Raw genomic sequence first — 14,438 nt, 5'->3', positions numbered from 1 at the left:
TCCGCCCCCCTCCAACTCCCAGCGTCAGCTGAAAAAAAATCCCCTTTCCTTGCTGCCGCAGGCCACTATCAAACTCCCCTTCACACCACCAGCCAAAAAAAATCCCTATATTTATATATCAAACCCAGTCACAATGGAACCTCTCAGGAATGCATTAAACTGGTTCGAAATCCCCGTCCACGACTTCGACAGGGCAAAGAAATTCTACAGCCACATCCTCGGCTGCGATCTTCCCGAACAAACCTCCGGACTCAAAAAAATGGCCTTCTTCCCCTTCGACCCCTCCACAGGCGCAGGCGGAGCACTCGTTCATGGCATGGAATACCTCCCCAGCCAGCGCGGGGCACTCATCTACTTAAACGCCGGCGAAGACCTCACCCCCATCCTCGACCGCGTCGAAGCCGCCGGAGGCAAAATCGAACTCGACAAACGCCCCTTCTCCGACATCCCCTTTCCCGGCTTCTTCGCCATCATCTACGACACCGACGGCAACCGCATCGCCCTCCATTCCCGTACCTAATCTCTAATTAATTTTCACTAAGTTTTGAAAGTTCAAAAACATGGTATACCTTTATACCATCAATAAGGAAATAAGGAAGTAATGAAATTAGCCGAAGCAAAAGCACAATTCATCCAGTCATGGGGCTCACTCGGAGCACAATGGGGAATTAACCGGACCATGGCCCAGATCCATGCTTTGCTAATGATCATGCCAGATCCCCTGAGTGCAGACGAAATCATGACAGAGCTAAACATTTCCCGTGGCAATACCAATATGAATGTGCGTGAACTCATCAACTGGGGACTCGTAGACCGTGTACTCGTTCCCGGTGAAAGAAAAGAATATTTTACCGCAGAAAAAGATGTGTACAAAGTCGCCAAGGAAATTGCCCGCGAAAGGAAACGCCGTGAACTGGATCCTGTTCTCAAAACCCTGGAACAACTCCAGGAAGTGGAAGGTGATCCGAAAGACAAGCACGTAAAATCATTCAAAGAATCTATTACAGAAATAAACAGATTCGCTCACCAGGCAGATAAAACACTGAATGCATTTGTAAAAGCAGATGAAAACTGGTTTTATTCAACGCTGATGAAGCTCTTTAAATAATTCGCTTTTAAACCTATTTAAATAATCAAAGGCGGCCCCCCCGCCTTCTTTTTTCTCAACATCTTTCAATAATTACTGAAAGTTCAGAACATGAAAAACAAAAAGATCATCATCGCTGGCGGCACTGGCTTCATCGGCACAGGCCTCATCCACTACTTCGGCCAGGACAACGACATCGTGGTCCTGACCCGCCGCCCACTCCCTTCCCATAACCGTATCACCTACGCCGCATGGGATGGCAAGACCCTTAGCAACTGGGTAAATCACCTCGAAAATGCCGATCTACTCATCAATCTCACCGGCAAATCCGTCAACTGTCGCTACACCCCAAAAAATAAACAAGCCATCTTTGACAGCCGTACCAACGCTACAAACGTCATAGCCACCGCCTTTCGTTCCATTCCCCATCCTCCAAAAGTCTGGATCAACGCCGCTTCCGCCACCATCTACCGCCATGCAGAAGATCGTCCCATGGACGAATTCAATGGTGAAATAGAAAACGACTTCTCTGTTCAGGTCTGCAAAAAATGGGAAGCCGGTTTTAACGAAGCAAACGTACCCGGTGTACGCAAAGCCCTATTACGCATGGCCGTTACCATTGGCTCCGAAGGAGGTGTCATATCCCCTTACCTGAACCTGGTCAAATTTGGCCTGGGTGGTTACCAGGGCAGCGGCAACCAGCGGTTCAGCTGGGTACATATCACAGATGTAGCCCGCATGATGGAATGGATTTACGAAGATCCTGCCTTATCCGGCACCTTCAATTGTAGTGCTCCTCATCCCACCACTAACCGTGAATTCATGCGCACACTGCGAAAAGCTGCTGGTCACCTCTTTGGCCTGCCGGCCCCTGCCTGGTTATTAAAAATTGGCGCCTGCCTCATTGGCACTGAAACCGAATTACTCCTGAAAAGCAGGTGGGTGTTGCCGACCCGCGCAACACAAGCTGGCTTTAGGTTTCAGTATCCATATCTGAAACCCGCCATGGAAAACATTATACACAGTCTGCCAGGAAGACGGTATCACCTCTTCTATTAATGATCTGGTGTAAAGTTTGATACCACTATAAGCATGAGCGACAAGAAAAAAACAGTGGTATTGGGTGCATCACCCAATCCTGGAAGATATAGTTTCCTGGCTGTAAGCAGACTCACGGCACATGGGCACCCGGTAGTAGCTATTGGTAAAAGAGCTGCACAAATTGGGGATATCCCCGTTACTACAGATCATCCTGCAACCGAAGATGTGGATACAGTCACCCTGTACCTGAATCCGGGGAACCAAAAGGAATATTATGATTACATCATGAATTTACATCCCAAACGCATCATCTTCAATCCCGGTACAGAGAACAACGAACTGGCGAAGATGGCGGAGGATAAAGGGATTTATACATTGGAAGCTTGTACATTGGTACTCCTGAGTACCGGACAATATTGAGTGCTTTTTTCATAAAAAGGCCGGTTCTGCTTTTGCAAAACCGGCCTTTTGCATGTATACCATACTCAACCTATCGAAATAATTTGTATATTCGGTTATCCTAATATTCCCTCCGCCCGGCTCTAAATCATCGACTGGCTATCACTTATCAACACCGCCTTTTCACTCTAATCATATATATATCATGAAATGGAGAAGATTCAACGGCGAACCAATCCAATTGCCAATTAAGGAAGAAGTCCGCCAGGCTATCATCCGCGAAACCGCAAAGGGCTTTCACCTCAAAGTATGCATCGGCACCGACTCCCAGGTCAAAGGTGCTGACACGGAATTCGCTACCGTTATCGTATTTCTGCGCGAAGGACATGGAGGATTCATGTTCATTCACAATGAAAAAACCCGCGACGTCTACTCTATCAAAGAGCGTATGCTGATAGAAGTAGCCAAAAGCATCGAAATCGCGTACGAACTCTGTGACATGTTTACGGAATACGACGTAGACATGGAAGTACATGCGGACATTAACACCAACCCCCAGTTCAAAAGTAACCTCGCATTACGCGAAGCTATGGGTTACATACTGGGTATGGGTTTCGCCTTCAAAGCCAAGCCAGACGCGTTTGCCAGCAGTTGCTGCGCCGATAAGGTAGTCAACTGATAAACGCAGTCCACACCCACTCTCATTGTTTTAGGATGTGTACACGCACATCCGGGGCTTTTATCCCCCATTACCTGCTGAAAAACCGCTCCCAAAAAGCTAAAAAACATAGATCTTTTAATTAATTGATTTTCCTGCAAAAGCTAAATGACTATCCTTCAATCTCTCTTCTCCTAAAAGTCAATTCCCTCCAATCACTATAACCAATAAGCCCACCAGTCATTGCACTTACCAAAGACAAAAACAATGATCCATATTTCTTTCATGAACTACCCTCATCCCCTCATTTTTCAAAAATTCTTCGTATCTTAATTCCATACCTAACCTACAATAAAACAAAGGGATCAAAATGAGACCCATTTCTGTCACTGTCACACTAGTAGCGATATTAGCAACCTTTGCCTGCAAAAAAGAGAACCTTGCAGACAACCCATCCAGCAAACTGCAAGGTAGCTGGCGGCTGATACAAACTGTTTCCGGCAAGAATCTTAGTCTGGTAGATAGCAGCGCTCACAATACCATTACCTTCAATGGCAATACCATGTTCACTTACCGTCACGACACCCTCGTGAACCGGGAATCTTTCCTCATGGCATTCAAAGCTGACCGCTTGCCCTACCTGGTATCTGACAAAGATCCCTGGAATCCAAGAATTTACAGTTGCGCCTTCTGTGCCTCAGCCGATACGTTATACCTATCTGCCGTTCACATCGCCGATGGTATCAAAGCCACTTATGTTAGGGTAAAAAATAAAGGAGCACTGTAACAGCGCCCCTTTATCCATATAATATTGTAAACAGTTTAGGCATTCACCCTGAACTGTTTACCCATTTTCATCTATATAATCCTTCCCAAATGTCCAGAGATTCATCCTGAACTGTTTATCTATTCCCTCTACGCAATCGCCCTAAACTGCATATTCATCTCATCTATAAACTCCAATATCTTATCCCGCCCCATCTTCTTCACCGTACTGGTCACAAAATTCGCCGGCAAAAACTCCCAATTCTCCCTCAACCTATTCAAAAACGCCTTCACATTCCTACTCGTCTCCGCCTGCGTACTCTTATCCGCCTTCGTAAACACCAGGTTAAAAGGAATCTGCCACTCCCCCAACTGGTTAATAAAATCCAAATCCAGCTTCTGTGGCGTATGCCTGCTATCAATCAACACAAACACATTCACCAGGTTCGGCCTCTTCCGCAAATAATCCTCAATCATCCGCTCCCAACTTTTCCGCTGAGACTGGCTCACTTTTGCAAACCCATACCCTGGCAAATCTACCAGGTACCAATCCTTATTAATCACAAAATGGTTAATCAACTGTGTTTTCCCAGGCGTTCCGGAAGTCTTCGCCAGCTTCTCATTATTCGCTAACATATTGATCAGCGATGACTTACCCACATTCGACCTGCCAATAAACGCATACTCCGGCAGATTCGGAGTCGGACACTTCTCCCAGTCAACATTACTAATCAGATATTCTGCAGATTTTATAATCATAATCTCTTTTTACACAAAAAAACAAAAAATGGCCCCGTACATGACTTTTAGCATTTTACTTATCAACAAGAACACCCTAACTTTGCGGGCTATGTCAGACAAGAAAGTAGTACCGTTTGCCGCGTCAAAATTAAGCAAGAAGGAACAAATAGCGACAATGTTCAATGATATTGCCCATCGCTATGACTTTTTAAACCATTTTATGTCCCTTGGTATCGATATCATGTGGCGTAAAAAGGCCCTCAAACTGCTGAAATCCCTCCAACCCAAAAAGATGCTGGACGTGGCCACCGGTACCGGCGACTTCGCCATCATGGCCAACAAGATGCTGAATCCCGACACTATCACCGGTATCGACATTTCCGAAGGCATGCTCTCTTTCGGCCGGGAAAAGATAAGTAACCTGGGCCTCTCTGACAAAATTACCCTGCAGCTGGGGGATAGCGAAACAATAAGTTTTCCTGATAATACGTTTGATGCAATAACGGTAGCATACGGCGTTCGCAACTTCGAAAATCTGGAAAAAGGACTGGCGGAAATGTTGCGTGTATTAAAGCCGGGCGGGAAATTGGTGATTTTAGAATTCTCTAATCCAACAGTTTTTCCCATTAAACAATTATATAATTTGTATTTTCGCTATATTACACCGCTGATCGGAAAATGGATTGCAAAGAGCCAGGCAGCATACAGCTACCTCCCCGAATCTGTGAAAGCGTTTCCACAAGGTCAGCAAATGTGTAATATTTTAACTAATACCGGCTTTCAAGCAGTGACATGCAAAAAACTCACATTCGGCATCAGCTCTATTTATTGCGCTTCCCGCTAGTACTGATACTGGCTATCCTATGGAATACAAGGGGCGCACAGGCGCAAACCGTACTGAATATGGAAGAACATGATGCCAAACCCTATTACTTTGGTATCACGCTCGCGGCCAACAACTCTAATTTCAAACTCCTGCACGATGCAGTCTTCCTGCATCAGGACTCTATTATGGTAGTAGAGCCCCTCAAGACCTTTGGGTTCAACCTTGGTCTGCTGGGCAACGTACGCCTGAGTGAGTATTTTGACCTTCGCCTTAATCCGCAATTGTCATTTGCCTCGAAAAACTTATACTATAGAGAGAACTTCCCCTCCCGGGAAACCACTAAAAATATCGAATCCATCCTCCTGCAATTCCCTTTACAGATCAAGTTCAAGTCTGATCGCATCGATAATATGCGCGTATACGTGATCGCCGGCCTGAAATACGACTATGACCTGGCTTCCAATGCCCGCGCACGTCGTGCAGAGGATCTCGTAAAAATTAAAGCTGGTGATTATGGCTATGAAGCAGGCGCCGGTTTTGAATTTTATTTCCCAAGTTTCATCTTCTCACCAGAGTTCAAAATCAGTAATGGTTTATCAAATATGCAGGTGAAAGACAAGAACCTTCGTTACTCCAATGTAATTCAATCCCTGAAGTCCCGCATGATCGTGTTCTCCATCCACCTGGAAGGTTAATAAGCCATACACAGTTTGCAGAACAACTTCCATCCAACCGCCAATTCCCTGAAGGTCAACAAACCTTTCTTTGCACTATCTTTGCGGCATGCAGACATACATCATCCGCAATATATCCGTAGTCAACGAAGGTAGTACCTCTGTTCAGGACGTCCTTATCAGCAATAACCGTATAGAAAAAATTGCTCCCCGGATCACCATCCCCGGACAATACACCGAAATCAACGGCGAAGGCAAACACCTCCTGCCCGGTGTTATCGACGACCAGGTCCATTTCCGTGAACCCGGCCTCACCCACAAAGCTACCATCTACACGGAATCCCGTGCAGCCGTAGCCGGCGGTACCACCAGCTTCATGGAAATGCCCAACACCGTTCCCGCCGCCCTCACCCAGGAACTGCTGGAAGACAAGTACGCCATCGGTGCAAACCACTCCCTGGCCAACTACTCCTTCTTCATGGGCGTATCCAACGACAACGCCGACGAAGTACTGAAAACGAATGAAAAGAAAGACCGTATTTGCGGCGTGAAAATATTCATGGGCTCCTCTACCGGCAATATGCTGGTAGACAACTACATCACCCTCGAACGCATCTTTGGCGGTAGTGAAGTACTCATTGCCACACACTGCGAAGATGAAAAGATCATCAAAACCAACCTCGAAAAATACAAGCAGGAAGTAGGCGCAGAGCACCTCACCGCTGCTTACCATCCCATCATTCGCAATGAAGAAGCTTGTTTTGAATCATCCCTTGTAGCGATCCAGTTTGCTAAAAAACACAACTCCCGCCTGCACATCCTGCATATCTCTACAGAAAAAGAATTACAGCTGTTCAGCAACATGCTGCCACTGGCAGAAAAACGTATTACCGCTGAGGTATGTGTACATCACCTGTACTTCACTGCAGATGATTACGCCCGCTACGGCAATCTCATAAAATGCAATCCTGCTATCAAAGCAGCACACAATAAACACGGCCTCTGGCAGGGTTTGCTGGATGACCGGCTGGACATCATCGCAACCGACCACGCGCCACACACCTGGGAAGAGAAACAACAACCTTATTTACAGGCACCATCCGGCGTTCCATTAGTGCAGCACAGCCTGCTGATGATGCTTGAACACGTAGCCAAAGGCAATATCTCACTGGAGAAAGTGGTGGAAAAGATGGCGCATGCGCCTGCTATCTGTTTCCAGATAAAGGAAAGAGGTTTCCTCCGCGAAGGATACTTTGCAGACTGTGTGATCGTAGATCTGCAACAGGCGACTATGGTCGACAAGAGCAATCTGCATTACAAATGTGGATGGTCTCCGCTGGAAGAACATACATTCCCCGCAGCAGTGACACATACATTCGTAAATGGTCACCTCGCTTATGAGAATGGTAAATTCAATGAGAGTGAGAAAGGGCAACGCTTGTTGTTCAACAGATAATGTTGTAGCTCACCCGGCTGCTTCTTTACCCTGCTTCAGACAGACCGCTGGTCTTAAGATTTTTCGCCCATCTCTTCACAGGGATGGGTATTTTTTTGCCCATTCTTATGGAATTCTTCACATTGCTCATCTGTAAATAAAGCGACATATTTCCGTATATTCACCTAAAAGCCTGTGCAATGGAATTAGACAAAACGACCTACTACGACCTATCTATATTCAACAGAGAAGAGGAATTCTCCCTGTTTCATAAACTGGATTTTACAACAACGACAGGCGGCAGACATTATCTCAGGCAGATGTATGCAAGTCCGCTGAAAGATATAGCTTCCATTGAACATAGACACAAAGCATTGCAATACCTGATACAGGAGGAAGACCACTGGCCTGCGGATATTACCAATGGTACCATCGTCGTGATGGAAAACTACCTCGAGGCACAGATAGAACCGATTAGCAATCCGGAAGGTATATCGCTCGTAGTCAGTGCAGTGATGACAAAGATGATATACAATTCAGATTACGGGTTCATCCAATTCTCTTTCACACAGTTGCTCAACCTGCTCAAAGGATTCCGGTCCTTAGTCAGCACCTATAATACCGAAAATACGCCCCGCGATCTTAAGCAAATATTAGACAGGGCGCATCATCTCTTATATCAAAAAGAATTTAACGACATCATTGCTGCAGATGCAGCAGGCACCATATCATTCATGCAGATCCTGCGGCATGATCATTACATCCGCAAGAAACACCGCAAAACAATTCAGGAGTTGTTAGACCTATACAGCAGACTGGATGCACTGTATGCGATGTCAAAAGCAATCCGTCATTTTAATTTACAGTTCCCTGCATTTGAAGATACACCTCATCCATTCGTAGAGATCAAAGATCTCTATCATCCAATCTTACCTAAACCGGTATCTTACAATGTATCGATCACGCCACAATCGCACTTCATGTTTTTAACTGGTGCGAATATGGCAGGTAAGACGACATTCATCAAAGCCGTGGGTGTAGCTGTATTCCTGGCTCATATAGGCATGGGCGTGCCTGCAAAAGAAATGAAGTGTAGTTTCTTCAATGGTATCTTCAGTAACATCCAGGTACAGGATAATATTTTCAAAGGAGAATCTTTCTTCTTTAATGAAGTACAGCGCATCAAAAATACGATTGTCAAAATCAATGATGGTAGAAAATGGTTAGTGCTGATAGATGAAATGTTCAAAGGCACTAATGTAGAAGATGCAAAGAATTGTTCACTCGCTGTGATTAATGGTTTGTTGAAGAGTACGAACTGTTTGTTCATCTTATCTACACACCTGTATGAAATTGCAGAGGAGTTGAAAGGTGCTTCAAATATCAGGTTTAAGTATTTTGAATCGGAAGTAATAGAGGATAATTTATACTTTACTTACCAGTTAAAAGATGGTATAGCGAAAGAAAAAATCGGGTATTTGATATTGAAACGAGAGAAGGTATTGGATTTATTAAATGAGATAAAGTAAAAGAAAAATCTCATCCGCCAAAAGGTAGATGAGATTTTTTCGTTATATTCAATAACAAACTATTTCATCCATGATTGTTAAAACCTATGGCAGTGCGCTGCAAAGCGTCAGTGCCATCTCTATTGTTATAGAAGTGAATGTCTCGCCCAAAGGTACCCGTTTCTCAATCGTAGGTTTACCAGGCAGCTCAATCAGGGAAAGTGAAGACCGGATTGAATCTGCCATCCACAATATTGGTTACTTCTTTCCCCGCTTCAGAACCATCGTGAATATGGCGCCTGCGAATATCCGCAAAGAAGGTTCGGCATATGATCTCCCGATAGCGATAGGCTTATTAGCCGGTTCAGAACAAATTAAAACCGATTATCTCGCTCATTATACCCTCATGGGAGAACTCTCTTTAGACGGAACATTACTTCCAATAAAAGGAGCGCTCCCCATTGCAGTGCAAGCTAAGAAAGATGGTTTCAAAGGAGTCGTATTACCCCTGCAAAACGCAAGAGAAGCATCGATGGTAGATGGTATTAAAGTATATGGCGCATCTGACCTCAAAGAAGTCATTGACTTCTGCGTAGACCCGAAAACCTTACATCCCACTAACTCAGATGCCTCCACCATCTTCTCCCAACAAAACACCAACGATCTTGACTTCAACGAAGTAAAAGGCCAATACATGGTAAAACGCGGCCTGGAAATAGCCGCCGCCGGCGGTCATAATGTATTACTCATCGGTCCTCCCGGCGCGGGAAAAACCATGCTTGCAAAACGGTTTCCAACCATCCTCCCTCCGATGACACTTCCAGAAGCTTTGGAAACCACAAAAATTTATTCAGTAGCCGGAAAACTCGATTGCTCCTTAATCACAAAGCGCCCTTTTCGTTCACCACATCACACTATCAGTGATACAGCCTTAGTCGGTGGTGGTGTCACACCGCAACCAGGAGAAATATCCTTAGCCCATAATGGTGTATTATTCCTGGATGAATTACCCGAGTTCAAACGGGCCGTTTTAGAAGTAATGCGTCAACCCATAGAAGAAAGAAAGGTCTCCATTTCAAGAGCCAATTACACTGCCGATTTCCCGGCCGGCTTCATGCTCATTGCTTCTATGAATCCATGCCCCTGTGGATATTTTAACCATCCTGAAAGATCCTGTTCCTGCCCTGCAGGTGCGGTGCAACGCTATATGCGCAAAATCTCCGGCCCACTTATGGACAGAATAGATTTGCATATAGAAGTCACGCCTGTCTCCCATCAGGAATTAACAGACTTATCCACATCCGAAACCAGCCAAAAAATAAGAGAAAGAGTGATTGCCGCAAGAAATATTCAAAAGCAAAGATTTTCCAGACATAGAGGTATTTACAACAATGCACAAATGCATCCATCTTTATTAAAAAAGGTATCTTACCTGGATAGCGAATGTGCAGATCTGCTCAAAAGAGCTATGCAAACCTTAAGCCTCTCCGCCCGCGCCTACGATCGCATCTTAAAAGTCTCCCGTACCATCGCCGACCTGGCAAAAAGTGAACATATCCAATCAGATCACATTGCAGAGGCTATACTATTCCGTTCTCTTGATAGAGAGAATTATTGGGTCTAAGCGACGGTGGATATATTTATTTTATAACGTGATAAATCGTTCGCCATTTTTATACCCCAAAACCTTGTTATGGCAAGATAGTGCGGGGTTCGATTCCTGTTCTGGGCACCCTGGATGGCGAAACGCCGGAGGTAATACCTCCGGCGTTTTTTGTTATTGGTATACTCTACTATTACTGTCGAATCTAGGATCAAGTTGAAAAGTCAAATCGAGTAAAAAAATCTCATCTTTTGTTTATAATTAATTTCTTCTAATAAAATAACTCCAGCCTATTTTCCTTATTTATGCGTCCACATTTGTTTAGCCCAGTTTTTAATATTTTCTCTTTCAGCGAATTTAACATTATAACCTCTCGTCTTACAAACTTTTTTGCCACCTGCGGCTATGTAACTAGTAGTCGCAATAAGGCCTAACTTGGCCTGCTCAAATTGCACGTCTGTATAAAACGATTTTACAGTTTCTATGCTGATTTTATTTTCTTTTTTGTATCTTTTACATTGAATTAAAAGTTCAGGTGCAGAATTTTTATTATTCTCTATATATGCTCTAATATCAACTCCACCATCATTTGTTCCTGGACCTAATACCACATTATAGCCCTGTTTTTTAAAATATTCCGCACAGAAGCGTTCAAAATTTCTCCAATGTATGATTTCGATTTCATCTCCATTTGCAGCTAAATAATCAATGAATTTTTGCTCTAAAAAATTATTTTCTGATTTCAACTCACAATTATATAATTTGGATAATTCTGTTCCTCCATCCCAACCAATTGAGGAAGGTATTATACAACTTTGGTCAAATTTTTCGTGAGATATAACCGCAACAGCATAACTCAATTCCTTATCATAGCCTTCATTTTTATGAATAAGCTTAGTAAGGTCTTCTATTGTCAATTCATTATTTGAATTTAAATATTGAAACCCAATGGAAGCGGCAGTAGCGGCAACAGTAATATCTTTGTTTTTTATTGAATATTCCTGTAGATATTCAAATGCTTTACGTGAAGGCAAGTTCTCAGGTAAATTACCTATCTTTTGTCGGATTCTTAAGAGCATTTCTTCAAGATCTCCTGAGTGAATTCTAACGTAAGTGTCCAAATCATCACTTTTAAGATATTTTTCATCAAACTTCTCCAACAATATTTTTGCAACTTGAAAACGATTTAATAAAAGCCCTGACTTTATTCCAACAATTTCAGTTGTGCCATCATAAAAATCGCGTAGAGAAAAATTAATTGCCATTTGTCTAATTAAAGAGGTGATCGTAATTACATCAATTAATACTTTCCATTAAAGAATTATATTGATGAAGATCAGTTTGCTTAATCTTTTCAATGACTGCTTTAGCAATTTTTGAAATCTCACTTACTTCAATGGGTATCATAGATCTATCAAATTGATTTTCCAAATGAGAATATTCATTTGTCATTCTAAATACCAATGTCATTGATATCCTATCACCTTCAAAAAATTTCTCTAATCGTTGGGAAAAAGCTATTTTATTACTGGGATACTTGTAAAATGTATATGCCTCCAAAAATTTACGAAGATTATTTCCAAAGTTAAATTGTTGTTCCATTGCAATATCATTCTCGGGTAAAATAGAACAATTGTATATTTGATGAAATAAATAATTAAACTCTGTCACATAATCCTTCATATAAGCAGGAGATTTTCTTATTATTGAAAAAGTTTTATTTTGCCGTTCAATCATGAAAAAATTATGATCAGCCTTATCCTTACTATTAGGTTGTGGCTTATATTTTGGATAAGTTAATTGCTTTAAATATTTTAGAAAATCTAAGTTGTGAGTAGATATGAATAGCTGTCCGTACTTCTGTGGTTTTGCAATTACATTTTCAATTAAGCTAAACATGAAAAAAATATGATTATAATCCAAACTTGAAATTGGATCGTCAATGTAAATAATCATATTTTTACTTATTGACTCATCCTTTAACTCATCTTCGATTTTTGCAATAAAATAGCAAAAAGATATTAAACTGCATTCTCCTTCACTTAGATTATTTGCAGGAAAATTGTCTCTCTTAATTGAAAAGTGCATTTTTGGGGCTTCGCCTTCAGCTACAAGTTTTAATTCATTATGACCAAAAAAGTGTGATAGATATTGGTTAATAAGTTCGGCACCTTTACTTTCGTCTTTCATCTCAGATTCTAATTTTCTCTTTTCCTCAATTAATGCATCAATCTTATTCTGTAATGGCAATTTAGCATTATCCAATTCCTTACATTTATTATCTAAATCTTGAACTTCATCTTTTAATGAATCATAATCAATATCCTTAATGAATTGAGCAATATTAGAATATCGCAGCAGTTCACGAGTCAACATTTGATCTTTAACTAATGTCTTAGTTTTAATATTATGCTCTTTTACTAAAGCATTAAACTTCAATATTTGTTCGTAAATTCTATCAGAATAATCATTTAGTTCTGGAAGTGTAAGGTTTTGAAAAATATTTTCTTCTCGTTTTTTTAGATGATCAACAAGAACTCCTATTCTAATTTTGTATAAATTAACTAAATCTGTCCATTCATTAGTCAATTGTTCAAAATTTCCTTGTAAGCTCTGATAAAATAAATTTTTATCAAGTGTGATGAATGATGATAAATTATCTTGTACCGATTTTAGGCGAGATATTTTTTCAATAATTTCTGTTCTTAACGCTTCTGATTCTTGGCTGAAATGGACAGCCAATTTGTCCCAAAGATCAAGTGGAATTGGGCTGCCGCAAAACCCACATGTTTCTTTAATTCCATTGTGTATACCAATACCTTGTCTAACCCATTCTTGTAATAAACTATCTTCAATTAGGTCGGTAATTACTTTGGTCGGTTTTATTTTTCTACTCAATAATTCTGCTGTGTCACTTACTGCTTCTATAAAGCTAGGTTTAACTTCTCTTAATGGAATGATATCTGGTAGGTCAATTTCATTAAGGGAATTAGTAAGCTCTGTAACTTTTTGTGTAGGTAAAATATGTTTGTTAATATCTGCTTTAATCAGATTAATCTCATAAATGATATCTGTAATAGTATAATTTTTTTTTGTAGCTGTTCCAATGAACAAAGATTTATCAATCTTTATATTGTCGTTGGCCTTATTTCTCAGCTTATCGTCAATACTCTTATTTTTTAATTCTAATAATTTCCGATATTCTTCAATTAGTTTTTTAACATCATTATATTCATGTAATAATCCATTTTTATCTTCCGCATTGCCTAAAAGGGAATTAATTTCAGAAATCCGAGTTTCCAGTTCAATATTTTTAGCGCCGAGAATTGTAAACGGTACGATCGAGCCATCCTCTTTATGCAGCCAACTTAGATTTTCTCTTATGAAATCGGTATTATATACTCTCATCCTACCGGGGAAACTTTCTAAGGTGTTATGTCTAATAGTACTATTATCAGCAAGCATTAAATTAAAATTACCGTTATTATAGTCTTTATGCAGCTTATTTTGTTCTAAACACTTCATAATTCTTGAAAGTGTGGTTTTCCCCGAATAATTTCTGCCATAAATAATATTTAGTCTTCGAAAAGACTCTTCTTTACCTATAGATTTGTTCCACTCATATCCACAGAAAAGGCCAAATTTAAAGATATCAATTTTTGAGATCATGGTATAGCTTTTTAATTATTGTACTTTTCGTA

Annotated in this window: 14 protein-coding genes; 11 read left to right on the top strand and 3 right to left on the bottom strand. The window is 41.4% G+C overall.

Annotated features, from left to right (window positions below; translation table 11 throughout):
- The first annotated feature begins 133 nt into the window (after positions 1-133).
- The 6 genes from ABDW16_RS06370 (at position 134) to ABDW16_RS06345 (ending at position 3,972) form a co-directional block, all read left to right on the top strand.
- Positions 134-520 (top strand): VOC family protein, encoded by a 387-nt coding sequence (locus tag ABDW16_RS06370; protein WP_343668496.1) that lies wholly within the window; start codon positions 134-136, stop codon positions 518-520.
- An 81-nt stretch (positions 521-601) separates the two neighbouring features.
- Positions 602-1,108: a MarR family transcriptional regulator gene (locus ABDW16_RS06365; protein ID WP_343668495.1), complete on the top strand. Its 507-nt coding sequence runs from the start codon at positions 602-604 to the stop codon at positions 1,106-1,108.
- Positions 1,109-1,198: 90 nt separating this feature from the next.
- The gene (locus ABDW16_RS06360) at positions 1,199-2,146 is read left to right on the top strand and encodes a TIGR01777 family oxidoreductase (protein WP_343668494.1); all 948 of its coding nucleotides are present in this window, start codon (positions 1,199-1,201) and stop codon (positions 2,144-2,146) included.
- A gap of 33 nt (positions 2,147-2,179) precedes the next feature.
- Positions 2,180-2,548, top strand: a complete 369-nt coding sequence (locus ABDW16_RS06355; RefSeq protein ID WP_343668493.1) for a CoA-binding protein — start codon at positions 2,180-2,182, stop codon at positions 2,546-2,548.
- 184 nt (positions 2,549-2,732) lie between these two features.
- A complete protein-coding gene (locus ABDW16_RS06350) occupies positions 2,733-3,206 on the top strand; it encodes a ribonuclease H-like YkuK family protein (protein WP_343668492.1) in 474 nt (157 codons plus the stop codon).
- A 349-nt stretch (positions 3,207-3,555) separates the two neighbouring features.
- Positions 3,556-3,972, top strand: a complete 417-nt coding sequence (locus ABDW16_RS06345; RefSeq protein ID WP_343668491.1) for a hypothetical protein — start codon at positions 3,556-3,558, stop codon at positions 3,970-3,972.
- Positions 3,973-4,100: 128 nt separating this feature from the next.
- Here ABDW16_RS06345 and yihA read toward each other — a convergent pair whose 3' ends face one another.
- Positions 4,101-4,709, bottom strand: a complete 609-nt coding sequence (gene yihA / locus ABDW16_RS06340) for a ribosome biogenesis GTP-binding protein YihA/YsxC (RefSeq protein WP_343668490.1) — start codon at positions 4,707-4,709, stop codon at positions 4,101-4,103.
- A 91-nt stretch (positions 4,710-4,800) separates the two neighbouring features.
- On the opposite strand from yihA, the gene ubiE reads away from it, so the two are divergent.
- The 5 genes from ubiE (at position 4,801) to ABDW16_RS06315 (ending at position 10,758) form a co-directional block, all read left to right on the top strand.
- A complete protein-coding gene (ubiE, locus tag ABDW16_RS06335) occupies positions 4,801-5,535 on the top strand; it encodes a bifunctional demethylmenaquinone methyltransferase/2-methoxy-6-polyprenyl-1,4-benzoquinol methylase UbiE (protein WP_343668489.1) in 735 nt (244 codons plus the stop codon).
- Complete coding sequence (locus tag ABDW16_RS06330) at positions 5,520-6,212, top strand: outer membrane beta-barrel protein (RefSeq protein ID WP_343668488.1); 693 nt, start codon at positions 5,520-5,522, stop codon at positions 6,210-6,212. Before ubiE ends, ABDW16_RS06330 begins: the two co-directional genes overlap by 16 nt.
- An 88-nt stretch (positions 6,213-6,300) precedes the next feature.
- Positions 6,301-7,647: a dihydroorotase gene (locus ABDW16_RS06325; protein ID WP_343668486.1), complete on the top strand. Its 1,347-nt coding sequence runs from the start codon at positions 6,301-6,303 to the stop codon at positions 7,645-7,647.
- A gap of 179 nt (positions 7,648-7,826) precedes the next feature.
- Entirely contained in the window at positions 7,827-9,155 is a 1,329-nt protein-coding gene (locus ABDW16_RS06320) for a DNA mismatch repair protein MutS (RefSeq protein WP_343668484.1), read from the top strand.
- Positions 9,156-9,225: 70 nt separating this feature from the next.
- Complete coding sequence (locus tag ABDW16_RS06315; protein ID WP_343668483.1) at positions 9,226-10,758, top strand: YifB family Mg chelatase-like AAA ATPase; 1,533 nt, start codon at positions 9,226-9,228, stop codon at positions 10,756-10,758.
- A gap of 278 nt (positions 10,759-11,036) precedes the next feature.
- Here the strand turns inward: ABDW16_RS06315 and ABDW16_RS06310 are convergent, their stop codons facing one another.
- Together ABDW16_RS06310 and ABDW16_RS06305 are read right to left on the bottom strand one after the other, a co-directional pair.
- A complete protein-coding gene (locus ABDW16_RS06310) occupies positions 11,037-12,002 on the bottom strand; it encodes a restriction endonuclease (protein WP_343668481.1) in 966 nt (321 codons plus the stop codon).
- Between the two features lie 31 nt (positions 12,003-12,033).
- Complete coding sequence (locus tag ABDW16_RS06305) at positions 12,034-14,406, bottom strand: AAA family ATPase (protein WP_343668480.1); 2,373 nt, start codon at positions 14,404-14,406, stop codon at positions 12,034-12,036.
- Between the last annotated feature and the right edge of the window lie 32 nt (positions 14,407-14,438).

Origin of the sequence: Chitinophaga sp., from assembly GCF_039596135.1 — a bacterium.
GTDB lineage: Bacteria > Bacteroidota > Bacteroidia > Chitinophagales > Chitinophagaceae > Chitinophaga.
The sequence above is the reverse complement of the archived record's forward strand: the minus strand, read 5'-3'. Positions and strand labels throughout refer to the sequence as shown.